Here is a 25,702-nt window from a genome sequence, read left to right on the forward strand (position 1 = left end):
TAATTTTTATTAATAATATATTATATATAATTAATATTACAAAAATATATTATTAAAAGAGTATAAATGCAACAAAAATGTTTTTGCATAAGCAAAATGATTAGATTTTCAAAAATTATTATTTTGCTTACCGTTGCATCGTTAGCAGGTATAGTGGTTTTTGGAAATGTGACAGATTACAATTCTAATTTCCAATTTGTTTCGCATGTGATGAGTATGGATACAAAGCCTGATTATTTAGGTAATGCTATAGTTTATAGGGCTATTACTTCTCCTGTGATTCATCATATAGGCTATATAGCAATTATTCTTTTTGAAACTTTTATTACCTTAACAGCTCTAAAAGGTGCTTATGATATGTTTAAAGCTAGAAATTTAGATACCCAAAGCTTTCATAATGCTAAGATTTTTGGGATTATTTCTTTAACTTGTTGTTGTATTTTATGGTTTTTTGCTTTCCAAGTAGTTGCTGCAGAATGGTTTGGAATGTGGATGAGCAAGGTTTGGAACGGTTTACCTGATGCTACAAGATTGGTAACTTATATGTTTTTAGCTTTGATTTTCATCTCTCTTAAAAATGATAATTAATTTTCTATACTAGGCTCTCCAAAACAATCTTTAAGAGCCTCTTTAAGATCTTCTTGTGGGTCAAATTTTTTGGCCCCTTCTTTAAGCATATTAATAGAACTTTGAATATCTATGTTTTTATTTTCATTGTTTGGTAATTCTTGAGTTAAGGATTGAAGCTTATTTTCATCAATTGTTAGTGCTTTTTGCACATTAATTTTAGCATTTTCTCCAAATTTAGCTTTAAAAAGTTCTTGTATGAGTTTAAAACCTTTATTGAGTGTATCGCGATTTTGTCCTTGTGCGTTTGAGCTTATATTTAAGGTATTGTTTTCAAAACTAATCAATTTTGTGCTTTGTTTAAAGCATTCTGCAAGATCAAAATCCCTATCATAAATACTATCAAGCAAGATTTCATAAGCATTTTTTTCTATTTTTTTCTCAAGATTAGGTATGATAGGAGAAGGTGTGATCTTAGGTGTAATATTTGTTGTATTTTCTTGTTTGATTTCTTGGATTTGTGTGTCAATTTCTTTTAAATAGCTTGCTTCCATCATCATAAAAGCCATAACACAAAGCGTAAAGCCATCATCATCGCAAAGCATATTTTTAGCTTTTGATAAAATACGGAAAAATCTTTCATAAATTAAAGTAGAAAATTCTGTACTTTTTGCAAAAAAACTTTCTTTTAAATAAAAAAGCATTTCATCAATCACGCTTGAGGCTTCATAGTCTTGCAATTCTTCTAGATACGCAAAAACTTTTTCTTTGTCTTTTGTTAAGATAGCCCGATAAAAGGCTTTGATTTTTTCAGGATCTAAAAATCCTAGCATATCTGTAATTTTACTAATACTGATTTCATTTTGACAAAAAATAATGGCTTGATCAAGTAAGGTTAAGGTATCTCTTAAAGATCCATTGCCACTTCTTGCTATGAATTTTAAAGCTTCTTCTTCAAATTTAACATTTTCTTTAAGTAAAATTTTTTTAAGATGATTTAAAATTTCACTCTGTGGAATTTGTTTAAAGCGAAAATGTTGTGTTCTTGAAAGTACCGTTGCAGGAAGTTTTAAAGGATCTGTGGTTGCGAGTATAAATTTAACATAACTTGGGGGTTCTTCTAAGGTTTTTAAAAGCGCATTTGCAGCCTGTGGGGTAAGCATGTGTACTTCATCGATGATGAAAATTTTAAATCTTGCCATAGAAGGGGTGTATTTAGTTTGTTCGATTAAAGCTTGTATGTCTTCAAGTCCACGGTTGCTTGCAGCGTCCATTTCTATAATGTCTATATGTTTGCCTTCAAGTGCCGCAAGACAGTGTTTGCAAGTGCCACATGGAGTATCACTTGGCCCTTGTTCACAAACTAAAGCACGAGAAAAAATTCTAGCACTTGAAGTTTTTCCACTTCCTCTAAGTCCTGAAAAAAGATAAGCATGAGCTAAGCGATTATGATTTAGAGCGTATTTTAAACTTACGCTAACTGTTTTTTGTCCTATGAGTTCATCAAAGGTTTTAGGTCTATACTTAATCGCTAAAGCTTGAAGCATTTTCTACTCGTTCATTATAGATAAAAGTTCTACATTGTCTTTGGTTTTAAGCATTTTAGAATATAAAAATTTCAATGCCTCAACATCATCCATTTGAGAAATCGCTGAACGGATCGCCCAAATTTTTTGAAGATTCGCCACGCCTTGGAGTAATTCTTCTTTTCTTGTTCCTGATTTGATGATATTAATCGCAGGATAAATTCTTCTATCAGCGATATTTCTATCAAGAACTATTTCGCTATTTCCTGTGCCTTTAAATTCTTCAAAAATCACATCATCCATTCTTGAGCCTGTGTCAATTAAAGCTGTAGCAACTATGGTTAAAGAGCCTCCATTTTCTATATTTCTAGCTGCACCAAAGAAGCGTTTTGGTTTGTGTAGGGCATTAGCATCCACCCCACCGCTTAGGACTTTTCCACTGCTTGGAGTTGCAGTATTGTAAGCACGTGCAAGTCTTGTGATACTATCAAGTAAGATGATAACATCTTTGCCTGTTTCTACCATTCTTTTGGCTTTTTCTATCACGAGCTCAGCTACACGCACATGATTATAAGCAGGCAAATCAAAAGTAGAACTAAAAACTTCGCCTTTTACACATCTTTGCATATCGGTAACTTCTTCAGGTCTTTCATCGACTAAAAGCACGATTAAATGCATTTCTGGGTGGTTTTTTGCAATAGCAGTAGCAAGTTCTTTCATAAGTTCTGTTTTACCTGTGCGTGGTGGAGCAACGATGAGCCCACGTTGTCCTTTTCCTATAGGAGTAAAAAGATCCAAAACACGACCCGTAAGCTTCATAGCATCGTATTCGAGTTTGATTTTTTCTGTTGGAAAAATAGGAGTTAGGTTGTCAAACAAAGGCCTTTCTTTGGCTTCTTGTAAAGGTAAATAGTTAATTGCTTCGATTTTTAAAAGAGCGTAATATTTTTCTTGATCTTTAGGTTCTCTAACTTGTCCTGTAACGATATCGCCTACACGCAGAGCAAATTTTCTAATTTGTGAATTTGAAACATAAGCGTCATTAACACTATCGCTAAGATTGGAATCCATACCTCTTAGAAAGCCATAACCTTCAGAAGAAATTTCTAAAATTCCTGTAAAAAGTATAAAACCACCTTTTTTTGTTTGTGCTTTTAAAATTTCAAAAATAAGTTCTTGGCGGCGAAATTCTCTTGGGTTTTCGATTTCACATTCATTGGCGATTTTAACTAGATTTTCTAAATCTAATAATTTTAATTCTTCGATTTTATAACCTTCCACTGGAACGTGGGTTCTTTGATGTTGTTTTTTTTCTTTTTCCATAAGTCCTCGTAAGATTTAGCAGAATATTTTTTGTAAAATGTGATTTTAGTAAAAAAATGCACTTTTTGTCAAATTTGTTTATAATTATAAAAAATATTTTTTTAAAGAATGATTATGAAATGTGAACATTGTAAACTTGATTATAAACAAGCCCAAATGATAGAGTATAAGGGTAAATTTTTTTGTTGTAAGGGTTGTGAGAGCGTTTGGGAAATTTTGCATGAAAGTGGATTAGATGAGTTTTATGAAAAGCTTGGAAATCAAACTTTAAGCCCTGTAAATTTTCAAAATGAAATGAAAAATTATGATGAGTTTGTCACTAAAACCAAAGAAGGATTTAGTGAAATTTATCTCATGATACACGGTATAGAATGTGCAGCTTGTGTGTGGCTTAATGAGAAAATTTTAACCAAGCAAGAAGGAATTTTAGAGCTTGATATCAATCACTTAAGCCATAAAGCACGCATTGTTTTTGACGAACAAAGTATTTCTTTGGTGCAAATTTTAAGACTTATTGAAAGTATAGGTTATAAAGCGAGTGCTTATGATGCAAGCAAGGCTTCAAAAAAAGCGGATTTATTAAAAAGGGAATTTTATTCTAAGCTTGTTGTGGCTATAGCTTGTGTGATGAATGTCATGTGGATAGCGGTAGCAAAATACGCAGGATTTTTTAGCGGTATGGATAAGGATACTAAGGATATTTTAAATTTTGCTGAATTTATCCTTTGCTCTCCTGTGCTTTTTTATACGGGATCTCATTTTTATAAAAGTGCTTTAAAAGCTTTAAAAATGCATAGTTTAAATATGGATGTATTGGTTATTAGTGGAGCAAGTTTGGCTTATATTTATTCTTTATGGGCTATGTTTTTTAGAGTGGGAGAGGTGTATTTTGACTCTGTGGCCATGATAATTTGTTTTGTTTTTATAGGCAGATATCTTGAGATGTTTAGTAAAAAACGTGCTTTAGATACTATAGATGGACTTAATGATTTTTTGCAAAATGAAGTTTTGGTTTTTAATGGCAAGGAATTTGTTCCTAAAGAAGTGCAAAAGGTTTGTTTGGGCGATAGAATTTTACTTAAAACTGGAGATAAAATCTTAATCGATGGAATTTGTAAAAGTGGTGAAATGAGTGTAGATACCTCTTCTTTAAATGGAGAAAATACTCCAAAACTCATACAAAAAGAAGATGAAATTTTTTCAGCTTGTATAGTGCTTGATGGAAGTGTGGAGTATGAAGCAACAAAGCTTTATAAAGATTCAAAACTCAGTCAAATTATCCAGCTTTTAGAACTTGCAAGTTCTAAAAAGGCAAGGCTTGAAAGTTTAGTCAATAGTCTTTCGATTTATTTTTCCAGAACAGTTTTATTTGTAGCTTTTGTTTGTTTTAATTTTTGGTTTCTTTATAAAGAAGCAAGTTTTGAACTTTCTTTAGTCAATGCAATTTCTGTTTTGATTATTGCTTGTCCTTGTGCCTTGGCTTTAGCAACGCCAGTAAGCAATCTTGTAGCTTTAGGTAGAGCTTTGAAAAAACATATTTTATTTAAAAGTTCTAGTGTGATAGAAGATTTAAGTAAATGCGATTATATAGTATTTGATAAAACAGGTATTTTAACTAAAATCGAACTTGAGATTAAAGAAGTTTTTTTAGATAAGTTGCTTAATTTAGATGAAATTTATAATTTTGTTAAGCTTTCTAAGCATCCTATTTCTCAAAATATTGCGTCGTATTTAAAGCAAAAAGGAGCTAAGGATTTAAATTTGGATTTTAAAAAGCATTCAAGCATTCAAGCTAAAGGTTTAAGCGCTGAGTTAAATAAAGGGTTGCTTTTAGGTGGAAGTTCTAAATTTTTACAAGAAAAGGGTATTGCAACTAAAGAATTTGATAATACGCATTTTATTTTTGCCAAAGAGGGTAAAATTTTAGCTTTTTTTGAGTTTGATAGTGTTTTAAGAGAGGGTGCAAAAGAGCTTATCGCTTATCTTAAAAAAGAAAAAAAAGAATTAATGATACTAAGTGGCGATCATCAAAAAGCAGTGGAAAAAATCGCTAAAAAATTAGAAATTCAAAATTATCAAGCTTCTTGCTTACCTGAAGATAAGATGAAAGTTATAGAAAATTTGAGTAAAAATTACAAAGTTTTATTTGTAGGTGATGGGGTAAATGATGCATTAGCTTTAAAATACGCAAGTGTTTCGATGACTTTAAGAGAAGGAAGTGATTTAGCTATTGAAAGTAGTGATGTTTTGCTTTTAAAAAATGATTTATTTTCTTTAAAAAAAGCTTTAAAATTATCTAAAAATACTTTTAAAGTAATTAAACAAAATCTTACTTTTTCTTTGTTCTATAATGCTTGTACTATACCTTTAGCTTTTTTAGGTATTATAAATCCTTTGTTTGCTGCTATTTCTATGTCTTTTAGTAGTATAGTAGTAATCTTAAATGCTTTAAGGATTAAAGAATGAATAGTATAATCATGATGATGATAGGAGTTTCTATCTTAGTGTTTTTTATCATTTTGGCAACTTTGCTTTGGGGGATAAAAAATAAACAATTTGATGATGATTATAAATTTACTACTTTAAATGATGATGAGGATTCGTTACGTGATGCTATAGAATTAGAAAGGCGTAAAAAAGAAGCTTTGGATAAAAAAAGGCTTTCTTAAATAAGGAAAGCCTTTTTTAGAAATTATTTTAAAGTTTCAATATGAGCTTCGATAGCTTTAAAATCTTCTTCAGTTAAACCTTTAAGGTTAAGTTTCATGATCGCACCTTGACCATAAGCATTTCTTTTGCCTTCTGAGTATTCTTTCATGTATTGAAGTCTTTCAGCAGAAGAAAGAGTTTTTAAAGCTGGAACTTTGTTTAAGTAAACTTTGTCAGCATTTGCACCATGACATACTGCACACTTTTTAAAAAGTGTAGCACCATCTGCAGCAAAAGCAGAAACGCCAAGACATGCCAAAGCAGAAACTACTAATAATTTTTTCATTTGTTTTCTCCTTAGTAAAAATTAGATTACTAGGTATTATATATCTTTATTTTTATAAAAATCTTAAGAAATTAAAGATAATGTTTATTTTCTTTTTAAAAAAGCTATATTATAATGTTTTTATGAAAACAAAAGCATTATTTTTAGATAGAGACGGTGTGATTAATATAGATAAAAAATATGTCTATAAAATAGAAGATTTCGAATTTTGTGATGGAATTTTTGAGCTTTGTAGATATTTTTTAGCTAAAAATTATTTGCTTTTTATAGCGACAAATCAATCAGGCATAGCAAGAGGATATTATAAAGAAAGTGATTTTTTCAAACTTTGTGATTATATGCTTAAAGAATTTGCCAAACAAGATATAAAAATTAATAAAATTTACCATTGTCCGCATTTAGAAGGTTGTGGGTGTCGTAAACCTAAAGCAGGAATGCTTTTAAAAGCAAAAGATGAGTTTAAGCTAGATATGAAAAATTCTATCTTTATAGGTGATAATCTAAGCGATATGCAAGCGGGGTTAAATGCTAATATTGGTACTTTAATCTTAGTTAACAAGGAAAAAAAAGAGGGTAATTTTTTTAGACAATTTACAAATTTAAAAGAAATTTTGAACTTTTTTAGAAAAAAGGAAAATTCATGAAAATAGTGATTACAGGTGGTGCAGGGTTTATAGGCTCGCAATTGGCTTTAAATTTACAAAAAAAACATGAAATTCTAATCATTGATAAAATGCGTAGCAGCTTGATTTTTGAAAATGGAAATTTGCAAAGTTTTGGTCATTTTAAAAATTTGCTTGAATTTGATGGAGAACTTTTTGTGGGCGATATAAATGATGAAAAAGTTTTGAAAAAAATTGAAGATTTTAAACCAGAGATTATTTTTCATCAAGCAGCGATTTCAGATACAACAGTTTTTGATCAAACTAAGATTTTACAAACTAATTTAAATACTTTTAAAGACTTGATAGAGTTAAGCATCAAACTTCATGCAAAACTTATTTATGCAAGTTCAGCTTCGGTTTATGGTGATGCAAAAAGTCCACAAACCGTCGGCAAAGATGAAGAACCTAAAAATCCTTATGCTTTTTCAAAATTGATGATGGATAAGTTAGCAAAAAAATACTACGATAAAGCCCATTTAGTAGGACTTAGATATTTTAATATTTATGGAAAAGGTGAATTTTATAAAAATAAAACCGCTTCTATGGTTTTGCAATTTGGTCATCAAATTTTAGCTGGGAAAAATCCACGCTTGTTTCAAGGTAGTGATCAAATTTATAGAGATTTTACCTATATTAAAGATGTTATTAGTGCCAATTTAATCGCCCTTGATTCAAAATGCGGGGTTTATAATGTAGGCAGTGGTAAGGCAAGGACTTTTCAAGATATAGTCGATATTTTACAAAAAGAACTAGATACTAATCTACCTTGTGAATATATCCCAAATCCTTATGTAAAATCTTATCAATTTCACACTGAAGCAAAGCTAGATCAAACTTGGGATTATAAGCCAAAATTCAGTCTTGAAGAGGGAATAAAAGATTATCTAGTAGAAATTAAAAGACTTTTTGAAAAGGAAGTAAATGCTTGAGTTTTTAAGCCAGCAAAAACCTAAAATTTTAATTATAGGTGATTTTATGGTGGATAATTACACTTGGTGTGATTGTTCGCGTGTGAGCCCTGAAGCTCCTGTTTTAGTAGCTAAAAATTTAAAAGAAGATAAAAGATTAGGCGGGGCTGCGAATGTTTATGCAAATTTAAAAAGCTTAGGAGCTGATGTTTTTGCGCTTGGTGTTATAGGCGATGATGAGAATGGAAAATTTTTAAAAGAAAATTTAAAAGGAGAATTCTTAATCCAAAAAGGACGTAAAACTCCTTTTAAAAACCGCATTATGGTACATAATCAACAAGTGTTAAGACTAGATAAAGAAGATACAAGTGTAATTTTGCTCGAAGATGAACTTATAAGTTTATTTGATGAAAAGATTAAAGAATTTAAAGCTGTGATTTTAAGTGATTATGCTAAAGGTATTTTAACACCTAAGGTTTGCAAGGCTTTGATAGAAAAAGCTAATGCTTTAAATATCCCTGTTTTAGTTGATCCTAAAGGCAGTGATTTTAGCAAATACAGCGGTGCAACTTTACTCACGCCTAATAAAAAAGAAGCTTTAGAAGCTTTGAAATTTGAAAATTTAGAGGGAGAAAATTTAGAAAAGGGTATTAAAAAATTAAAAGAAGACTTTTCTTTGCGTTATTCTATCATCACTCTTTCAGAAGCTGGAATTGCACTTTTTGATGAGAGTTTAAAAATAGTACCTGCTAAGGCTTTAGAGGTTTATGATGTAACAGGAGCAGGCGATAGTGTGATTGCGGTTTTAGCTTTTTGCTTGGCAAATAAGATTGAAATTTTTAAAGCTTGCGAGCTTGCTAATGAGGCTGCAGCCGTTGTGGTGAGTAAAATAGGTAGCGTGAGTGTAAGTTTTGATGAGATTAAGAGTTTTAAGCGTGTGGATTTTGAGAAAAAAATCAAAAGCAAAGAAGAACTTTTAATGCTTTTAAGACAAAATGATAAAAAGATCGTTTTTACAAATGGTTGTTTTGATATAGTGCATTTTGGGCATATAAAATATCTTGAAAAAGCTAAAAGATTGGGTGATATTTTAGTTGTAGGTTTAAATTCGGATGTGAGCGTGAAAAGACTCAAAGGCGAGAGTCGTCCTATAAATTCAGAGTTTCAAAGAGCTTGTATGTTGGCAGCTTTTTATTTTGTGGATTTTGTAGTGATTTTTGATGAAGATACGCCTTTGGAACTTATAAGTTTTTTAAAGCCTGATATTTTGGTTAAAGGGGCGGATTATAAAGATAAGCTTGTGGTGGGTGCGGATATTGTTTCAAAGGTTGAATTAATCGACTTTGAAGAGGGTTTTAGTACGAGTAAGATCATAGAAAAAATAAAGGATAAAAAATGATAAATTTAGTAGAAAAAGAATGGCAAGAGCATCAAAAAATCATTCAAGAAAGTGAAATTTTAAAAGGGCAAATTGCTAAAGTAGGTGAGCTTTTGTGCGAGTGTCTTAAAAAAGGTGGCAAGATTTTGATTTGTGGAAATGGTGGAAGTGCAGCTGATGCCCAGCATTTTGCAGCTGAGCTTAGTGGGCGTTATAAAAAAGAACGCAAAGCTTTGGCAGGTATAGCGCTTACAACAGATACTTCAGCACTTAGTGCTATAGGAAATGACTATGGTTTTGAGTTTGTTTTTTCAAGACAAGTGGAAGCTTTAGGAAATGAAAATGATGTTTTAATTGGTATTTCAACCAGTGGAAAAAGCCCTAATGTTTTAGAAGCTTTTAAAAAAGCAAAAGAGCTTAATATACTTTGTTTAGGACTTAGCGGAAAAGGCGGTGGAATGATGAATAAACTTTGCGATTATAATCTTGTTGTACCAAGCGATGATACGGCTAGAATTCAAGAAGTGCACATTTTGATTATACATACACTTTGTCAGATTATAGATGAGAGCTTTTAATTTTCAAAAATTTTGATTTTTTATATACTCTACAAATGGTGTTAAGTCAAATTCTTTAATTTTTCTTTCCATTGTATTAAGATATTTAACTATATTTTGGGTATTTAAAATATGCGTATTATCTCTTATGGCATTAAGTTGCATAGAGTTCATATCAGTATTGTAGTGTACAGGATCTTTATAATTTTTTATGTTGTCAGCGTAGTCCAAATCATCAAATCCATATATTTTTACATTAGGATATTTTTGAGTTTCTTGTATAATCCAACTTACAATAGCATAATAGTTTGAAAATAGAGCACTATCTTTATTATAATATTCCCCATAACTGAGTTTTCTATAGTTTAATCTTGAATAACTTGGTATAATAAGATAAAACTGCGTTTTTTGATATTTTTTAATAAAACTTAAGAGATATTTTTTTGTATAATTTTTAAAATGTGAAATATCTATATCAAAATTTGGTTGAAAATTTTGAGCTTGTAAAATTTCATTTTGAAAATTTTTATCATGCCACCATTCTTTACTCCAGTATTCAATACCTCCAAATTGGTTTTTATTTTCTAAAAACCAATTTGTTAAAGTATCTAAATTATCTTTTCCTATACATTTCTCTTTTTTTGAAAAAAATATAGCACAGTTAATAAAACGACTTGAGAGATATAATTTAAATAAATCAATAGTTTTATCATTGTAGAGTGAAATAAAGTTTTTGTCTTTGGGTGTTTCAAGTTCATTTAAAGCTCTGATGTCTAAAGAATAAATAATGTTTTTAATATCTTTATGTTTAAATAAATAATCTAAAATTACCGCTCTTAATGCAAATGTGCTTCCACCTAAAGATAGATTTATCCAATTACCTCCTAGTTTTTTATTTGCTTCTTTAGCTGAGGTATTTTCAAGCATAGAAGTACCTACTATAGCAGAATCAAAATCTTTATACAGAATGAGTCCTCTAGCTTGCATTCTCATATCTTTCATGTAAGTTTCTTTTCTAAAATATGGTGGATGAAAGAACCAAAAAGGATCGCGAATATAAAGCAATGTAAAAAGAATTAGTATGAGAGGCAAAGGACATAATAAAGAAAAAAGAATGAATTTTTTATTAGAAGTGAACAATGTTTTTCCTTAAAAGTTAAAATAGATAAATTCAGTATATGGTATAGCAATGAGAGTAATTAAAGCTATATAAAATAAAAACATTACAATAAGAGAATTTTTAAAGCTTGGTTTAAAATCTTGAAGCATATTAATGCTATTTTTAAAACAAATACATAGTATAAAGGAGACTAAAATAAAACCTACCATTGTATCATTTCCGCCTATTTTTTTAAATAAAATCCCTGCTTTGAATTTTAATGGCAATTCCACCCAAACTACTCCAAACATTGATTTTAAAAAGTTGATAGCTCCTTGCAAATTTTCACTTCTAAAGAAAATCCAAGCTATATTGATAAAATTGAAAGTGATAAACCAAGATATAATTTTATAAATTTTCGAATTTAAAAAAGTTTTGCCTTTAGCCCAAAAACTATAAATTCTATGGCTTATCATAGCTATAGCGTGTAAAATTCCCCATATAACAAAACCCCATCCGGCTCCATGCCATACTCCGCTTAAAAAAGCTACGATAAAAAGATTTCGTAGATTGATAAATTTTCCAAAGCGATTTCCTCCAAGAGGGATATATAAATAATCTTTTAAAAATCTTCCTAAAGTAATATGCCATTTTCGCCAAAAATCAGCAATATTTAAAGCTTTATATGGAGAATTAAAATTTATAGGTAAAACTATACCGAAAAAAAGAGCTAATCCTATTGCCATATCACAATATCCACTAAAATCAAAATAAAGTTGAAAAGTATACGAAAGGCTTGTCGCCCAAGCTTCGAAAATATTTAAAAAATTTCCATTTTGTACAACTGTAAATCCTGCATTTGCCCAAGAAGCAAAACTATCAGCTATGTAAACTTTTTTAAAAAGTCCTATAGAAAATATAAACAAGCCTTTTGCCATTAATTCCCAATCGATTAAAGCCTTTTCTTTATTAAGTAAAGAATGAAATTGCGGCATCATTTCTTTATGATGGACTATAGGACCTGCGATCAGTTGTGGAAAAAAACTGATAAATAAGCAATAATCTATAAAATCAACTTTTTTATTTTCTAATAAATCTTCAATATTGCTTTTTTTATAGCAGTCCACCAAAAATGCAATTTGTTGAAAAGTGAAAAATGAAATTCCTAAAGGTAATAAAATATGTGGCAAAGGAATATTAAAGTCTAAATGAACAAGTTTAGAAAAAAGATTAAAGTTTTCTAAAAAAAAGTCTGTATATTTAAAGATTGCTAGTAAGCAAAGGTTGAAGATAATACCTAGATAAAGTAAAGTATACCCTCCCCCACTATTTTCCTTTCTTAAGATAAGGTTTGCAAGAAAAAAATTTACCAAGGTTGAAAAGGCTAAGATAAAAATATAATCAATTTTAAAATAGGCGTAAAAAAATAAACTAGCTAAAATTAAAAATACTTTTGCACTTGTATAATATTGCAAAGCTTTTAATATGTAAAAGCCTACCAAGGTTAAAGGCAAGAAGGCAAAAATAAAAATAAAAGAGCTAAAAAGCATAAACAACCTTATAAAATTTTACAATAGTTTTTTATTCTAACTAAAATTTTTTTATGGGGTGCTTAATTTTTTAATTTCTTCTATCACTCTTTCAGGCTTTAAATCTTTCATACATTTATGGTGTTTTAAAGGACAGGTTTTTTGCATACAAGGCATACAAGCTAGATCTAAATGCACTAATGTTGCGTTTTCGTTTTGCCAAGGTGAAGTTTGGGTAAATTTTGTGGGGCCAAAAATAGCTACGGTTTTTACCTTATAAACTGCACTTAGGTGCATAGGACCACTGTCATTTGTGATAAAAAGATCGCAAAAAGCGATATTTTGACAAAGGGTTTTGATGGTGGTTTTATTGCAAAGATTTTTTACTTTTATGTTTTGTTCTTTTAAAATTTGATAAATTTCATTACAAAGTTCTTGTTCGGCTTTTCCTGCGCCAAAGATTAAAATTTCATGACTTTGACTGAAATTTAAAGCCACTTTAGCAAAATAACTCGCATCCCATCTTTTTGCACTTCCAAAACTTGCACCAGGGTTGAGTCCTAGAATTTTTTTACCATTTTTTAAGACAAGAGGGTTTTGAAATTTTAGCTTAAAGGGAAGCTTTAAGTCTTTAGAATGAGCTTTTATACTAAGTGAGTTTTCTATAAAATAAAGATATTTTAAAACTTGATGTTCTTCTTTGTGCTTATTTTTGTCAAAAAAATATCTTTGTTTTGTTTTAAGAATATGTAAGATAATCTTAGAAGAAAACGCAGATCTAAAAGCAAAGCTAAGATCAATTTTACCAAGTTCTTTGTGTAAAGATAGGGCTTGTTTGTAGCGAGATTGTTTATTTTCTATGATGATTTTAGAATTAGGAAATTCTTTAAAAAGTGCTGTGGAAACCAAAGAGCCATAAAGGATAAATTGGGCATTTTTAAAATGTTCTTTTATAGTGTATAAAGCAGGTGAAGCCATCACTGCATCGCCTAGCCAAGTGGGAAGATGTATAAAAATTTTCATAAATTTCCTAAACTTTGATAGAATTGTTTTTATTATTTTAACAAAATTTAGGAAAAATATGTCACAACTTTCTATCATAATCCCGCTTTTTAATTCTTATGATTTTATCTTAAGAGCTTTGCAAAGTTGTATAAATCAGACTTTAAAAGATATTGAAATTTTGATTATCGATGATAAAAGTAAAGATAATAGTTTAAATATAGTTTTAGAGTTCGCCAAAAAAGATCCAAGGATAAAAATCTTTCAAAATGAAGAAAATTTAGGAACTTTTGCAAGTAGAAATTTGGGAGTTTTGCATTCTAGATCTGATTTTATAATGTTTTTAGATAGTGATGATTTTTTAACACCTGATGCTTGTGAAATAGCGTTTAAAGAGATGAAAAAAGGTTTTGATTTGCTTTGTTTTGATGCCTTTGTGCATAGGGTAAAAACCAAACAATTTTATCGTTTTAAACAAGATGAGCTTTTTAATCAAAAGGAATTTTTGGAATTCTTAAGCAAACAAAGGCATTTTTGCTGGTCGGTTTGGGCTAAGTGTTTTAGAAAAGATATCATCTTAAAAAGTTTTAAAAAAATTAAAATAGATGAGCGTTTGAGCTATGGCGAAGATGTGCTTTTTTGTTATGTTTATTTTATGTTTTGTGAGAAAATAGCTGTTTTTAAAACTTGCATTTATCATTATGAATTTAATCCAAATGGAAGATATGAGAATAAAAATCAAGAAATTTTAAATCAAAATTATCAAGATAAAAAGAAAAGTAATGAAATCATAAAAAGACTCTCCAGAGAGTTTTTACTTGATGAATTTCATCAGAAATTATTTGAAGTTTTAGAGAGAGAGGAAAAGAGTTTATGTATGAGAGCAAATAAGATTTAGCTTTATAATACTTTATGATTTTTATTTATAAATTTAAAATAGCAATATTTAATTAAATTTATAAATATATTTTTTATATTTTTATTATTAAAATCTTCTTTTAATTTTTCTTTGATTATTTTATAATACTTAATTTGATTTGTATTTATTTTTAATTTTTTTGCAATATTTTGTGGTATAAAATGATATAAAGAATCAAACCAAAAATAAACTTTTATAATGTTATAATTTTTTCGATAATTTCTAGCACACCATAGAAGCATTATTTGATCGTCATCAATTATTCCAAATGAGGTAAAATATTTTATACATTTTTGCATATGATGTTTAAATAAGAGCCAATTTTTTGATTTTGCGAATATAATACCACCCATTAAAAATGTTTCCATGGAAAAGTAAATGTTTGCTAAAGTTTGTTTATCATCATTTTTTATTGAAAAGAGATTAATTTTATTTTCATCTATACTATTTTGTTTTTGTAGATAAAAGTTAAATTGATCTTTATCTACGAAAAAATTTCCTCCATGATTAAAACCAAAATCAAGCCACATTATATTCTCATCAGTCAAACCTCTTTGTATAGCATCACATACAAAAAAAGGTTTTAAATACATAAGGTAGCAATACATAGGAGAAATACATTCTATATTGTTTGGATTTTTTCTATTTATACTTTGATCATAGTTTTTAAAAGTATCTATTATTTTTTTATAACCTTGCTCATCAAATTCTTGTAATTCTTTGGTTATTATTATGGTTTTGTCTTCTAAATTATGTTTTTTTCTTGTATCTAAAATTTTTTCCTTTATATTTTCTTGGGTGTATATAATCATTTTATTTTTGATACCTGCTAAAAAATCAAAATAAGATAAATATTTATCATTATCTCTTTCAAAATTTTTAATATCTTTTCTACCTATATCATAAAAAGCTGTTACTATCGTAATTTCATTATCGATCATATTGTATCCTTAAATAATATTTTATCTATCATGGAATGTTTTCTAATTTTTTTAAAAATTTTTAATGAATGTATGCTTGTTTTATTTTTTATATCATTCCATAATTTATCACTATATTTATCTTTTGCATGATATTGCAAGAGATGAATATCTGTATCATTTGTTATGTATAAATTTAAATTTAAATACTTTTTCTTTAAGGTGTCAAACAATATTTGAAACATAAAATAATATACTAATTTATTCTCATATTTCCAATAATTAATCAATATATCTTGCATTATCTTCATAATCTCATTATTTTTATTTGATAATATAAAACCATTTACAATATTAACTTTAAATTTCTCATCCCAAGAAAAAAAATTATAATTAAAATTTATCCAATTTTTGTAATCTTGCGGTTTTTTTGTAGATCTATGAAAAATAAAAAAATCTTGATCTAAAATTTCTTTTTGAATTTCTCCGCTTAAAAACATACCAGCGTCTAGCCAAATTCCACCATAATTATTGAGCAAAGAAACTCTTAATAAATCAGAAAAAATAGTTATCGTTTTTTCTCCAAATTTTTTATCATCAATTTTTTGATAAATAAAATCAGGAAATATTAAATAATCTTTTATATTATCTTTATCAAGTAAAACAACTTCATAATTACCTTTATATTTTTGAACAGATTTAAAACACTTTTTTATAATGCAAGGTGCATTATCAATACCTTGATACCAAAATTGCCATATTATTTTTTTACCATTTATATTCCGTGTTTTTTTTATCTGTATGTCATCTAATTTATTTTCAAAGTATTTTTTTATATAAGCATTTTCCAAATAATTAGCTATATTCTCATGTTCTTTTTGATGTAAGATCTTACCTTTTATAATTCTTCTATGTTTATTTAAGAAAAATGCAGAATAAATAAAATACAAGCTACATAATACAAAATTATTCATATTTTCTCAATTTTTTTAAACTAGGTATAAAAAATATGATTTTATTTTTTATCTTTTTTATATATTTTGAAATTTTACTTCTTTTTCTATATCTTCTTTTATTATCATCTTGCACATAAGTTTGGGCTCCAAATATCTCATCAGTAGTTATAACAACAGGATATAAAGCATATACATTTATTATATTATCATTACTAGTACAATGATCATATGGAAATATTATTTTTTCTAAGTATTTATACATTTTTAAGGCACCATTTTTATTGATATAATATCCATGGGTTCCATTGCCACCACCAACTAATCTTTTTGCATGATAAAAATCATCTATTTTATAATCATATCTTAAAGAAAATGGGCTTTCTATACGAAATCCATCGTCTAAATAAACCTGCCTATAATGACCAAGTAGGAATAATTCTAAATCTTTTGGAAATTTATCTTTTAAACTTAAAATATAATTTAATTTTTCATCAAAATAAGCATCATCTTCCAATATCAAACACTCATTTAAATTTAACTCAAACATTCTTTCAAAACATTTTTTATGGGATAAAGCACACCCTATCTCACCAAGACTTAAAGTTCTACCTAAATATTTTTCCGATAAAGAAAAATCACTAATATTTTTTACAAAATCACTATCCAACTCTTTTCCATCAACAGCTTGTATGATTTCATAATCTAAGTTATGCTTTAAACATAAATTCTGCATATATTCTTTTCTATCTTTGGCTATTTTTAAATTGATTATAAAAAATTTCATAAATAAAAACCTATCATAATAATTTATAAGATAAAATTATACTATAATATAAATAAAAAAGGTTATGACAATGATATATTATCCGTATTATTTAAAAAAATATTTAGCGAAGATTGCATGCTTGTTTATACCAAATAAAAATATAAGGGCAATAATTAGAGAAAAATTACTCAATCAATTTATGCAAATAAAACTTGATAATTTAAATTCGTATATTCCAAAAGATATAGTAGATAATATAGAAAAATATGATAATGAACATTTTTATAAAATAAATCACATTATAAAATCTAAACACAAAGGATTTTTTGATTTTGACGAAAAATCTAAAAATCCAAAATCACCTTTAAATCCATGGGCTTATATAAGAGTAAAAAATGAAGCATTAACTTTGAAAGCTTCGTTAAAAAGTATACTTCCGGCTATACAAAGAGGGATTATAGGATATAATGATTGCAATGATGGAAGCGAAGAGATAATCTTAGAATTTTGCAAACAGTATCCTTCTTTTATACCAGTAAAATACCCTTATGAAGTACAAATTGAAAATCCGCAAAGTGAAAAAAATAAACTTTATAGTTATTATAATTATGTTGCAAGCTTTATTCCACAAGGAGAATGGCTTATAAAAATAGATGTTGATCATATTTATGATGCTAAAAGATTATACAAAAGTTTTTATATACCTAAAAAAGATTATGATATAGTGGTTTATTCTAAAATGGATTTTCTTATAAATGATGAAGATGCTTTTATAGTTAAGTATAAAAATCTTAATGCTATAATAAACAATAAGAGTAATGATCATTGGTTGATAAAAAATAATCATCTTAAATGGCAGGAAAGTATGCATGAAGATAGGTATTGTATAGAGTATTTAGATGTAAAAAAGTTAAAAATTTATCAAACAGAATTTTTAAATTATCATTTTCCATATTTTAAGAGAAGCTTAGATAAAAATAAGATAGAATTAATTCCCATAGATGATTTTAGTATCAAAGAATATAAAGATATCATATCACCTGATATGGTAACTAAAGAAAAATTGCTATATTTAAAAAAATACATAAAGGAAAATCAATGAAAAAATCGAAATCCATACAAATAATCAAACAACAAGGAATAGCTGAATTTATAAAATATAAAAAAAATAAAATATACACTAAATATGAGAAAAAATTTAATATCAATATTTTTACTCCTTATTTATTAAAATTTTGCAAACCTTTAAAAGATGATTATAAATTTATATTATTTAGTTATGGTGTAAGTGGGCATTGGGCTTTTAAAAGTTTTTTAAAATATTGTGAATTAGATGACTTTGTCTTATATCAGAATAATTATAGTTATTATAAAGAATATAAGAATTTTAATAAAAAAAATTATTATGTAGAAATAGCTTGGTATCAAAGTATGCAGCCAAAATATAAGCATATAAGTAAAATTTTAAATAAAAATAAGCCTGTTGTAATTTTAACAAGAGATCCTATATCTAGATTAAAAACAATGGTTAATCATGGTTCTTATAAGATTGAAGAACTTGGTAAAAATGAATTAAAAAATTTTTATATAAATGAAGATATATTTGAAAATTTAGATAGAATAAGATATACAGATAAAAATGGACATAATGCTAATCTTAAAAAACCTGATTTATCATCTATCTATTTTATCGTAAACGAAGAGCTAAGTTTTAGCTATTTTTCAAATATAAACTTGATTAAAAACAAAAATATATTATATGTAGACACGAAATCAATTTCAAAAGATAATGCATTTGCCACTATAAAAACTCTTGCTAAAGAGCTTAATTTTAAAGAACCAAATGATAATGATGAATATAAATTTAAGCAGAAATTTTGGAATGAATTGTATTATTTACTACCTTATAGACTTATTGTCAATAATGATATTTTGATAATAGTATCTGATGAAAATAAAGTATTTTTAGACAATGATAAGCATTATAATGAGATAAAAGATGATTTAATTGATATAAAAAAAGAACTTGTAAATACAAAAAGCAAGTTATTTGATAAAATTTCGATTAATATAGAAAGTAAAAATTGGACCATTATTAAAGATGATAAAGCTTTAATCAATGATCTTAGAGAATATTTTGAAAAATTTATGATTATTTTAGAGAAAAAAGCGAATGAAAGACTTGAAAATATGGTAAAAGAAGAAGATGTTTTAAATTATTTAAAGGAGCATCAAGATTTAGGAAAAAAAATTAAAAATATTTTGGATTATGAATTACAACATATAAAAGAGCATAGACCAGATATTATTAATAGTTGGGAATACTATAAAAAATTTCTTGAAATTTTTTAAAGAATAAGCGAATAAAATGGAGAGGGCGATCTATCAGACTTTCCATTTGTTTAATATATCAGCCACTTTTTTAAAATCATTTTCTTTCATGGTTGGCGATATAGGTAATGACAAAACTTCTTGATGGATGTTTTCTGTTATGGGTAGCTGTAAATGATTTAAATCTTTATAGCATTTTTGCTTATGAGGAGGGATAGGATAGTGTATAATAGTTTGAATATCATGATTATTTAGATAGTGTTGTAATTTATCTCTAAGTTTTGTTTTGACTACAAATAGATGCCAAACATGATCAAATTTATTACTAGGTAATATAATATTTTCATTTTTTATATTTTGTAGATAAAAATTTGCTATATTTTTTCTTTTATTATTGTCTTCATCTAAATATTTTAATTTTATATCCAAAAAAGCAGCTTGTATCTCATCTAATCTAGAATTTAATCCTGTATATAAATTTTCATATTTTTTATGAGAGCCATAGTTTGCTAAAGCTCTAATTTTAGATGCAAAATTATCATTATTGGTGCAAATACACCCAGCATCCCCTAAAGCACCTAAATTTTTACCAGGGTAAAAAGAAAAACCGGCAGCATCTCCCAAATTTCCAACTCGTTTATCTTTATAAATAGCGCCATGTGCTTGAGCACAATCTTCTATAATTTTTAAATTATATTTATTAGCTAACAACTGAATTTTTTCCATATCACAAACTTGACCATAAAGATGAACAACCATGATAGCTTTAGTTTTTTTTGTGATCTTTTCTTCTATTAAATCAGGATTTATGTTGTAAGTATTGATATCAGGCTCTATCAGTATAGGTTTGCATTTATTATCAGTTATAGCTAAAATTGATGCTATGTATGTATTTGCGGGAACTATGATTTCGTCATTTTCTTTAAAGTCATAAGCTTTTATGATCAATCTTAAAGCATCAAGCCCATTTGCAACGCCTATGCAATGTTTAACCCCACAATATTTTGCAAAATTATTTTCAAATTTTTCACATTGCTTTCCAAGTATATACCAACCACTTTCTAGAATTTCTTTAAATTTTGTTATAAATTCAGTATTAAATCTATCATTTATTTGTTTTAAGTCTAAAAATTTTATCATTTGATTTCCATTATTATAAAATTAAAAATTAAAATAAATGCAATTATACCTAATAATAAAGCTGTATAATTAAACATTTTTTTATATTTTCTATATTTTTTTATAAAAATATCCCCTGTATCGCATTTTTTTGCTAATTGTAGATAGTCTTTAAATGTAAAATTATATTTTTCATATAAAATTTTAGCATTAGCATCATTTTTATAAAATTCCATTATTTTATGATAACCCCAATATTTTTTATATATGTTTTCAGATTCTAAAGCCATTATTCCTAAAAAAAAAGGCAATGTCTCTTGATAAGGTTTTATATTTGTTTTATTTATTTCTTTATGAAAAATTTGCTCTAATAAAAATATATTATCAAATTTTAAGTAAGTATCTAAGAGCATTTCTGTTTCTAGGTTTTCTCGAGTTGTTGTAATACTATTGTGAGCACTTATATTTGTTTTATCCCTAGTTCTTCTGTATCTTATAAGTTGTGTTTCAAGTATTTTAATTTCGCCAATATTTAATATATCAATATGCATCTTCATATCTTGATAGTTGCACATTGAATTTGGCAAAGGATATAATTTTTCAAAAACATCTCTTTTTAAAGATAATCCAACTGATGTTAAGCAGTTGTATCGCATAAATAAATAATATAATAATTCTACCTTATTTCTTTGTTTTAATGGATATAAGTTCCCTAAAATTTCATTATTTTCATCTATACAAATCAAATTTGGATATACAGCTATAATATCATTATCTTTAAATGTTTTATAGATAATTTCTAAAGCATTTTTTTCTAATATGTCATCACTTGCACAAAATACTATGTATTCTCCATTTGAGTTTTCAAAAGCTGTATTTAATGTCGCATTTATACCTTTGTTAAATTCATGTTTTATAAGTTTTATTCTTGGATCTTTAAATTTTTGAATTTCTTTTGTGCTATTATCACTTGAACAATCATCCACTATAATGAGCTCAAAATCACTAAAACTTTGCTCTAAAACACTTTGTAAAAAATAACTCACATATTTTTCATGATTAAAACATGGGGTTAGAATAGAAATTTTTGCCATTACTTTATCCTTGTAATATTATAACTTATTTAATTTTTGAGCGATAATTTTAAATCCATCAATACCTGAAATTATAAAATAGTTTTCAAATTCTTCAAAGACATTATATCCTATAAATTCGTTTGCTAAAATAGATTTAATAATTTTACTATTATTGATAATGGGAAGTTGATATTCTTGAAAAATAAATGCTCGAATTTGATTATGTATTTCAAAGCTTGTTTTTTTAAAATTAATTTTATGGACAAGATTTATATCTTTTCGTGAAAAATAACTTGAATTGATGTTGGTTTGTTTAAGATCTTTATATGAATTATTTATAATTGTTTGTATATTTTTCTTAAAGATAGATTCTCCATATTTTAAATAATTAAAATAGAGATCTCTGGCTGTATCATTAATATCGATTGGAAAACAGTGTTGATCAATAATATTTCCAGTATCTATGCCGTTATCTATACGATGCAAAGTAACTCCAGATTCCAATTCATTATTTAAAATTGGTGTAATTGAGGTAAAAACTCCTTTATACTTAGGTAAAGCGGAAAAGTGTATATTGAACAACCTGTCTGATTTAAAATTTTCTATTTTAATAATTTGATCAAATTCTAAAGAAAAAAATATTATTTGTTCAATATTATATATTTCATCTAAAGTTACAATTTTTATATTATTATCTAAGGCAAATTTTAATAGTGATTTTTGCCAAGAGTTTATGCCCTTGTCATTTTTATTGGGTATAACAACAATTTGATCTGCTTCAAAGTAATTTTTCAAAATAAACTGTAATGAATTAACGGCAATATTGTTTTTTCCAGCTATACATATTTTAATCATGATAATATAACTTTGTTTTGCATAAAGAGTTAGATAATTTTGCAATAATAAGTTGTATTGGCTGCAATATCTTTTGTAACGATAGCCCCCCCCCTACAACTGCATTTTCTCCTATAACCACACCTGGTAAAATAGTAGCATTTGCACCAATACTCGCGCCTTTTTTAATTATAGTTTTTAAAAATTCTTTTGGATATTGTTTTGATTTTGGATATTTATCATTACAAAATGTTACATTTGGCCCTATAAAAACATTATCTTCTATTGTTATACCATCCCATATTTGAACCCCGCACTTAATCGTAACATTATCTCCAATCACAACATCATTTTCTATAAAGCAATGAGAACATATATTGCAATTATCTCCTATTTTAGCATTAGGTAAAACTACGCAAAATTGCCATATATTTGTATTTTTACCTATATTACTACTTTGTACATCTGACATTTTATGTATCATTAATATTCCTTAAAAACTCATCATAATTTCTTATATATTCTTTTTTATCATAAAAATCACTTGCCAAAACTAGCAATTTTGCTCCATAAGAAAAATTTTTCATTTCTCTCCATATATTTTTACCTATATAAAGACCCATATCAGGACGATTTAAACAAATTTTTTCACAATTTTTTCCATCATTTAGTATTATATCACAAGAACCACTCATCATTATAAGCACTTGCTCTAAATTTTTATGTGCATGTGCTCCTCTTGGAAAATTTGGATCTGTATCAAATATATAATACACCCTTTTTATCTCAAATGGAATTTCTTTATTGCTTTCTAAAGCTACTAATTTACCTCTATCATCTTTTATGGCATCTAACTTTAAAATTTTATAACTTTTCATGCCACTTTTAAGGCATGATTTTTATAGCATACCCCCCCCCCATATTATTTTTCAATTCGCAAAAATACTTATAATCATAAATATATTCTTTTTCATCATAGTAAGTATTTGTTAATACCAATAAAATACAATCTTTAGAAAAATTATACATTTGTTTCCATATCATCTTATCTATATATAAACCTTTAGTTTTATCATTTAATATTATTTTTTGTTTTGTTTGTCCATCATCTATTGAAATTTCACAGTTTCCATTTAAAGCTATAAAAATAAATTCTGAGTTTAAATTAGCATGTTCGCCTCTTATTGAATCATCTAAAAAATCATATATATAAAAAATTCTTTTAATTTCAAATGGGCAATTTACATCTTTTTGATGAACACTTAATGTTGAATTTTTACTATTTATAAGTTTAAAATTTAAAATTTGATAATTCAATATCACCCCTTATACTTTTCAATATACCACTTTATAGTTTTTTCTAAACCACTATTGAAATTTTCTTGCGCTTTCCAGCCTATAGTTTTTTGTAATTTTGTAGAATCTATAGCATATCTTCTATCATGACCTGCTCTATCCTTTACAAAAGTAATTTGCTCTTTATAAGAAGTATTTTTTGGCAATACATTATCTAAATAAGAACAAATTTTATTAGCTATGTCTATATTTTGCCATTCTTCATTTGTTCCTATATTAAATACATCAAAAAAGCTATTATTTTCTTTTATCTTTTTAAAAGCATATTTATAAATACTTTCTATAGCCACGCAATGATCTTTTACATATAGCCAATCTCTTATATTCTTACCATCTCCATATATAGGAATTGGAATCTCATTTAAAGCATTTCTTATTATAGTGGGTATAAGTTTTTCATCATGCTGAAAAGGTCCGTAATTGTTAGAACAATTAGAAATAACAGCATTTAATCCATAAGTATGATGATAACTTCTAACAAGCATATCAGCACTTGCTTTTGAAGCTGAATAAGGGGAATTTGGAGCATAAGCGTTATCTTCTGTAAATTTTCCATTTTCTCCCAAAGATCCATAAACTTCATCTGTACTTATTTGATAAAAGAAACTTTGTTTAAATTCGTCTTTTTTAAGAAAAGGTTCGAGAAACCAAGTTTTATAAGCTGAGTTTAATAAATTCCAAGTTCCGTATATATTTGTTTTTATAAAAATATCTGGATTTTTTATAGAATTATCTACATGTGATTCTGCTGCAAAATTTATAACCGCATTTATTTTATATTTACTGAAAATTTCATTAACCAAAAAAACATCACTTATATCTCCTTGAATAAATACATAATTAGGATTATTTTTTAATTTATTTAAATTTGATATATTGCTAGCATATGTTAAAAAATCTAAATTTATAATTTTAGCATCTGGATTTTTCTCAAAAAAATATAATAAAAAATTACTACCTATAAAACCAGCTCCGCCAGTAACTAAAATATACATTATTTTCCTTGACTAAGTATTTTATATAAATATTGACCATAATTACTTTTTGAAAGTAACAATGCTCTTTTTTCTAGGATTTCATTATCTATCCAGTTGTTATTGTAGGCTATTTCTTCTAAGCAGGCAATCTTATAACCCTGCCTTAATTCTATGGTTTGCACAAACGAACTAGCTTCTATAAGACTATCGTGAGTTCCTGTGTCAATCCAAGCAAAACCTCTTCCTAAATGTTGTGATTTTAGCTTATTTAACCTTAAATATTCTATATTTACATCTGTTATTTCAAGTTCTCCTCTTGCACTTGGTTTTATATTTTTTGCAATATCTATAGCGTCATTATTATAAAAATATAAACCAGTTGCCACATGGTTGCTTTTTGGATTTTTGGGTTTTTCTTCCAGGCTTAAAACATTTCCATTTTGATCCATTTCTACCACTCCAAATCTTTCTGGATCTTTTACATGATAAGAAAAAATACTAGCAAACCCTTTTTTTAAGTCATCTTTTGCATTTTCCAAAATATCACTAAAGCCTTGTCCGTAAAAAATATTATCTCCTAAAATTAATGCAATATCATCATTTTGAATAAAATCTTGCGCCAAAATAAGTCCTTGTGCTAAACCTTCTGGACGCTCTTGAATTTTATACTGAATTTGCATTCCAAGAAAAGAACCATCTTTGAATAGCTCTTTAAATCTATCAATATCTTTTGGAGTAGAAATAATCAAAACTTCTTTAATTTTTGCAAGCATTAAAACAGATATAGGATAATAAATCATTGGTTTATCGTATATAGGTAAAAGTTGCTTGCATAAAGTTAATGTGCTAGGATAAAGCCTAGTTCCACTACCTCCAGCTAAAATAATGCCTTTCATTGT

The 25,702-nt window shown here is 27.1% G+C and carries 27 protein-coding genes; 10 read left to right on the forward strand and 17 right to left on the reverse strand.

What is annotated here, in order from left to right; translation table 11 throughout:
- The first annotated feature begins 66 nt into the window (after nt 1-66).
- Nucleotides 67-588, forward strand: a complete 522-nt coding sequence (locus FBE93_RS02815; protein WP_165434161.1) for a DUF2165 family protein — start codon at nt 67-69, stop codon at nt 586-588.
- Here FBE93_RS02815 and FBE93_RS02820 read toward each other — a convergent pair.
- Nucleotides 585-2,114, reverse strand: a complete 1,530-nt coding sequence (locus tag FBE93_RS02820; protein WP_002933222.1) for a DNA polymerase III subunit gamma/tau — start codon at nt 2,112-2,114, stop codon at nt 585-587. The genes FBE93_RS02815 and FBE93_RS02820 overlap by 4 nt on opposite strands.
- Nucleotides 2,115-2,117: 3 nt before the next feature.
- A complete protein-coding gene (gene rho / locus FBE93_RS02825) occupies nt 2,118-3,416 on the reverse strand; it encodes a transcription termination factor Rho (RefSeq protein ID WP_002853705.1) in 1,299 nt (432 codons plus the stop codon).
- A 108-nt stretch (nt 3,417-3,524) separates the two neighbouring features.
- On the opposite strand from rho, the gene FBE93_RS02830 reads away from it, so the two are divergent.
- Together FBE93_RS02830 and ccoS are read left to right on the forward strand one after the other, a co-directional pair.
- Entirely contained in the window at nt 3,525-5,882 is a 2,358-nt protein-coding gene (locus FBE93_RS02830) for a heavy metal translocating P-type ATPase (protein ID WP_072225866.1), read from the forward strand.
- Nucleotides 5,879-6,085, forward strand: coding sequence for a cbb3-type cytochrome oxidase assembly protein CcoS (ccoS, locus tag FBE93_RS02835; RefSeq protein ID WP_002933213.1), 207 nt, complete (start codon nt 5,879-5,881; stop codon nt 6,083-6,085). Before FBE93_RS02830 ends, ccoS begins: the two co-directional genes overlap by 4 nt.
- Nucleotides 6,086-6,108: 23 nt before the next feature.
- Here ccoS and FBE93_RS02840 read toward each other — a convergent pair whose 3' ends face one another.
- The gene (locus FBE93_RS02840; protein WP_002852762.1) at nt 6,109-6,411 is read right to left on the reverse strand and encodes a cytochrome c; all 303 of its coding nucleotides are present in this window, start codon (nt 6,409-6,411) and stop codon (nt 6,109-6,111) included.
- An 80-nt stretch (nt 6,412-6,491) separates the two neighbouring features.
- Here FBE93_RS02840 and FBE93_RS02845 point away from each other — a divergent pair, with 80 nt between their 5' ends.
- The 4 genes from FBE93_RS02845 to gmhA are packed head-to-tail and all read left to right on the forward strand — an operon-like array spanning nt 6,492 to nt 9,940.
- Nucleotides 6,492-7,055 (forward strand): HAD family hydrolase, encoded by a 564-nt coding sequence (locus FBE93_RS02845; protein ID WP_002933210.1) that lies wholly within the window; start codon nt 6,492-6,494, stop codon nt 7,053-7,055.
- Entirely contained in the window at nt 7,052-8,005 is a 954-nt protein-coding gene (gene rfaD / locus FBE93_RS02850; protein WP_002933207.1) for an ADP-glyceromanno-heptose 6-epimerase, read from the forward strand. Before FBE93_RS02845 ends, rfaD begins: the two co-directional genes overlap by 4 nt.
- On the forward strand, nt 7,998-9,383 hold the full coding sequence (rfaE1, locus tag FBE93_RS02855) for a D-glycero-beta-D-manno-heptose-7-phosphate kinase (protein WP_002933204.1): 1,386 nt from the start codon (nt 7,998-8,000) through the stop codon (nt 9,381-9,383). Before rfaD ends, rfaE1 begins: the two co-directional genes overlap by 8 nt.
- Entirely contained in the window at nt 9,380-9,940 is a 561-nt protein-coding gene (gene gmhA, locus FBE93_RS02860; protein WP_059110944.1) for a D-sedoheptulose 7-phosphate isomerase, read from the forward strand. Before rfaE1 ends, gmhA begins: the two co-directional genes overlap by 4 nt.
- Before the next feature lie 3 nt (nt 9,941-9,943).
- Here the strand turns inward: gmhA and FBE93_RS02865 are convergent, their stop codons facing one another.
- The 3 genes from FBE93_RS02865 to waaF form a co-directional block, all read right to left on the reverse strand.
- The gene (locus FBE93_RS02865; protein ID WP_207307190.1) at nt 9,944-10,921 is read right to left on the reverse strand and encodes a hypothetical protein; all 978 of its coding nucleotides are present in this window, start codon (nt 10,919-10,921) and stop codon (nt 9,944-9,946) included.
- A 147-nt stretch (nt 10,922-11,068) separates the two neighbouring features.
- Complete coding sequence (locus FBE93_RS02870) at nt 11,069-12,568, reverse strand: MBOAT family O-acyltransferase (protein WP_002933196.1); 1,500 nt, start codon at nt 12,566-12,568, stop codon at nt 11,069-11,071.
- 51 nt (nt 12,569-12,619) lie between these two features.
- Complete coding sequence (gene waaF / locus FBE93_RS02875) at nt 12,620-13,570, reverse strand: lipopolysaccharide heptosyltransferase II (protein ID WP_002933188.1); 951 nt, start codon at nt 13,568-13,570, stop codon at nt 12,620-12,622.
- Nucleotides 13,571-13,628: 58 nt separating this feature from the next.
- On the opposite strand from waaF, the gene FBE93_RS02880 reads away from it, so the two are divergent.
- Nucleotides 13,629-14,447: a glycosyltransferase family 2 protein gene (locus FBE93_RS02880; RefSeq protein WP_002933186.1), complete on the forward strand. Its 819-nt coding sequence runs from the start codon at nt 13,629-13,631 to the stop codon at nt 14,445-14,447.
- Nucleotides 14,448-14,449: 2 nt separating this feature from the next.
- Here FBE93_RS02880 and wlaTC read toward each other — a convergent pair whose 3' ends face one another.
- From wlaTC to FBE93_RS02895, 3 genes are read right to left on the reverse strand one after another with little or no spacing between them, the layout of a single operon-like run.
- The gene (wlaTC, locus tag FBE93_RS02885) at nt 14,450-15,409 is read right to left on the reverse strand and encodes a class E lipooligosaccharide biosynthesis protein WlaTC (protein ID WP_048818625.1); all 960 of its coding nucleotides are present in this window, start codon (nt 15,407-15,409) and stop codon (nt 14,450-14,452) included.
- A complete protein-coding gene (gene wlaTB, locus FBE93_RS02890; protein WP_165434163.1) occupies nt 15,406-16,362 on the reverse strand; it encodes a class E lipooligosaccharide biosynthesis protein WlaTB in 957 nt (318 codons plus the stop codon). The genes wlaTC and wlaTB overlap by 4 nt, the downstream gene beginning before the upstream one ends.
- Nucleotides 16,355-17,128 (reverse strand): glycosyltransferase family 25 protein, encoded by a 774-nt coding sequence (locus FBE93_RS02895; protein ID WP_002866160.1) that lies wholly within the window; start codon nt 17,126-17,128, stop codon nt 16,355-16,357. The genes wlaTB and FBE93_RS02895 overlap by 8 nt, the downstream gene beginning before the upstream one ends.
- A 70-nt stretch (nt 17,129-17,198) precedes the next feature.
- Between FBE93_RS02895 and FBE93_RS02900 the strand changes: the two genes are divergently transcribed.
- Together FBE93_RS02900 and FBE93_RS02905 are read left to right on the forward strand one after the other, a co-directional pair.
- Nucleotides 17,199-18,212: a hypothetical protein gene (locus FBE93_RS02900; protein WP_002932637.1), complete on the forward strand. Its 1,014-nt coding sequence runs from the start codon at nt 17,199-17,201 to the stop codon at nt 18,210-18,212.
- On the forward strand, nt 18,209-19,462 hold the full coding sequence (locus tag FBE93_RS02905; RefSeq protein ID WP_002932640.1) for a DUF2972 domain-containing protein: 1,254 nt from the start codon (nt 18,209-18,211) through the stop codon (nt 19,460-19,462). Before FBE93_RS02900 ends, FBE93_RS02905 begins: the two co-directional genes overlap by 4 nt.
- Before the next feature lie 33 nt (nt 19,463-19,495).
- On the opposite strand, the gene wlaRG is transcribed toward FBE93_RS02905, so the two are convergent.
- From wlaRG to rfbA, 8 genes are read right to left on the reverse strand one after another with little or no spacing between them, the layout of a single operon-like run.
- Nucleotides 19,496-20,581 (reverse strand): class E lipooligosaccharide biosynthesis aminotransferase WlaRG, encoded by a 1,086-nt coding sequence (gene wlaRG, locus FBE93_RS02910; RefSeq protein WP_052861416.1) that lies wholly within the window; start codon nt 20,579-20,581, stop codon nt 19,496-19,498.
- Nucleotides 20,578-21,654: a glycosyltransferase family A protein gene (locus tag FBE93_RS02915; RefSeq protein ID WP_002932642.1), complete on the reverse strand. Its 1,077-nt coding sequence runs from the start codon at nt 21,652-21,654 to the stop codon at nt 20,578-20,580. The genes wlaRG and FBE93_RS02915 overlap by 4 nt, the downstream gene beginning before the upstream one ends.
- 18 nt (nt 21,655-21,672) lie before the next feature.
- Entirely contained in the window at nt 21,673-22,491 is an 819-nt protein-coding gene (gene wlaRD, locus FBE93_RS02920) for a class E lipooligosaccharide biosynthesis sugar-formyltransferase WlaRD (protein WP_165434164.1), read from the reverse strand.
- Complete coding sequence (locus tag FBE93_RS02925) at nt 22,484-22,954, reverse strand: acyltransferase (RefSeq protein WP_002932643.1); 471 nt, start codon at nt 22,952-22,954, stop codon at nt 22,484-22,486. Before FBE93_RS02925 ends, wlaRD begins: the two co-directional genes overlap by 8 nt.
- A complete protein-coding gene (gene wlaRB / locus FBE93_RS02930; RefSeq protein ID WP_165434165.1) occupies nt 22,944-23,348 on the reverse strand; it encodes a class E lipooligosaccharide biosynthesis 3,4-ketoisomerase WlaRB in 405 nt (134 codons plus the stop codon). The genes FBE93_RS02925 and wlaRB overlap by 11 nt, the downstream gene beginning before the upstream one ends.
- Before the next feature lie 7 nt (nt 23,349-23,355).
- A complete protein-coding gene (wlaRA, locus tag FBE93_RS02935; RefSeq protein ID WP_079460535.1) occupies nt 23,356-23,787 on the reverse strand; it encodes a class E lipooligosaccharide biosynthesis 3,4-ketoisomerase WlaRA in 432 nt (143 codons plus the stop codon).
- A gap of 2 nt (nt 23,788-23,789) precedes the next feature.
- A complete protein-coding gene (gene rfbB / locus FBE93_RS02940; RefSeq protein ID WP_165434166.1) occupies nt 23,790-24,821 on the reverse strand; it encodes a dTDP-glucose 4,6-dehydratase in 1,032 nt (343 codons plus the stop codon).
- The gene (gene rfbA / locus FBE93_RS02945; protein ID WP_002932653.1) at nt 24,821-25,699 is read right to left on the reverse strand and encodes a glucose-1-phosphate thymidylyltransferase RfbA; all 879 of its coding nucleotides are present in this window, start codon (nt 25,697-25,699) and stop codon (nt 24,821-24,823) included. The genes rfbB and rfbA overlap by 1 nt, the downstream gene beginning before the upstream one ends.
- Nucleotides 25,700-25,702 lie beyond the last annotated feature (3 nt).

Origin of the sequence: Campylobacter sp. CFSAN093229, from assembly GCF_011068225.1 — a bacterium.
Classification (GTDB): domain Bacteria; phylum Campylobacterota; class Campylobacteria; order Campylobacterales; family Campylobacteraceae; genus Campylobacter_D; species Campylobacter_D jejuni.

Coding starts and splice junctions, on each gene's coding strand:
- FBE93_RS02845 (WP_002933210.1), top strand. CDS start 6,492: ATGTTTATTTTCTTTTTAAAAAAGCTATATTATAATGTTTTTATGAAA.
- rho (WP_002853705.1), bottom strand. CDS start 3,416: ATGGAAAAAGAAAAAAAACAACATCAAAGAACCCACGTTCCAGTGGAA.
- FBE93_RS02925 (WP_002932643.1), bottom strand. CDS start 22,954: ATGATACATAAAATGTCAGATGTACAAAGTAGTAATATAGGTAAAAAT.
- ccoS (WP_002933213.1), top strand. CDS start 5,879: ATGAATAGTATAATCATGATGATGATAGGAGTTTCTATCTTAGTGTTT.
- FBE93_RS02905 (WP_002932640.1), top strand. CDS start 18,209: ATGAAAAAATCGAAATCCATACAAATAATCAAACAACAAGGAATAGCT.
- rfbB (WP_165434166.1), bottom strand. CDS start 24,821: ATGTATATTTTAGTTACTGGCGGAGCTGGTTTTATAGGTAGTAATTTT.
- gmhA (WP_059110944.1), top strand. CDS start 9,380: ATGATAAATTTAGTAGAAAAAGAATGGCAAGAGCATCAAAAAATCATT.
- FBE93_RS02900 (WP_002932637.1), top strand. CDS start 17,199: ATGATATATTATCCGTATTATTTAAAAAAATATTTAGCGAAGATTGCA.
- wlaTB (WP_165434163.1), bottom strand. CDS start 16,362: ATGAATAATTTTGTATTATGTAGCTTGTATTTTATTTATTCTGCATTT.
- FBE93_RS02840 (WP_002852762.1), bottom strand. CDS start 6,411: ATGAAAAAATTATTAGTAGTTTCTGCTTTGGCATGTCTTGGCGTTTCT.
- FBE93_RS02815 (WP_165434161.1), top strand. CDS start 67: ATGCAACAAAAATGTTTTTGCATAAGCAAAATGATTAGATTTTCAAAA.
- rfaE1 (WP_002933204.1), top strand. CDS start 7,998: ATGCTTGAGTTTTTAAGCCAGCAAAAACCTAAAATTTTAATTATAGGT.
- wlaRG (WP_052861416.1), bottom strand. CDS start 20,581: ATGATAAAATTTTTAGACTTAAAACAAATAAATGATAGATTTAATACT.
- FBE93_RS02870 (WP_002933196.1), bottom strand. CDS start 12,568: ATGCTTTTTAGCTCTTTTATTTTTATTTTTGCCTTCTTGCCTTTAACC.
- wlaTC (WP_048818625.1), bottom strand. CDS start 15,409: ATGATCGATAATGAAATTACGATAGTAACAGCTTTTTATGATATAGGT.
- FBE93_RS02820 (WP_002933222.1), bottom strand. CDS start 2,114: ATGCTTCAAGCTTTAGCGATTAAGTATAGACCTAAAACCTTTGATGAA.
- rfaD (WP_002933207.1), top strand. CDS start 7,052: ATGAAAATAGTGATTACAGGTGGTGCAGGGTTTATAGGCTCGCAATTG.
- wlaRB (WP_165434165.1), bottom strand. CDS start 23,348: ATGAAAAGTTATAAAATTTTAAAGTTAGATGCCATAAAAGATGATAGA.
- rfbA (WP_002932653.1), bottom strand. CDS start 25,699: ATGAAAGGCATTATTTTAGCTGGAGGTAGTGGAACTAGGCTTTATCCT.
- waaF (WP_002933188.1), bottom strand. CDS start 13,570: ATGAAAATTTTTATACATCTTCCCACTTGGCTAGGCGATGCAGTGATG.
- FBE93_RS02915 (WP_002932642.1), bottom strand. CDS start 21,654: ATGGCAAAAATTTCTATTCTAACCCCATGTTTTAATCATGAAAAATAT.
- wlaRD (WP_165434164.1), bottom strand. CDS start 22,491: ATGATTAAAATATGTATAGCTGGAAAAAACAATATTGCCGTTAATTCA.
- FBE93_RS02830 (WP_072225866.1), top strand. CDS start 3,525: ATGATTATGAAATGTGAACATTGTAAACTTGATTATAAACAAGCCCAA.
- FBE93_RS02880 (WP_002933186.1), top strand. CDS start 13,629: ATGTCACAACTTTCTATCATAATCCCGCTTTTTAATTCTTATGATTTT.
- FBE93_RS02865 (WP_207307190.1), bottom strand. CDS start 10,921: ATGAAAGATATGAGAATGCAAGCTAGAGGACTCATTCTGTATAAAGAT.
- FBE93_RS02895 (WP_002866160.1), bottom strand. CDS start 17,128: ATGAAATTTTTTATAATCAATTTAAAAATAGCCAAAGATAGAAAAGAA.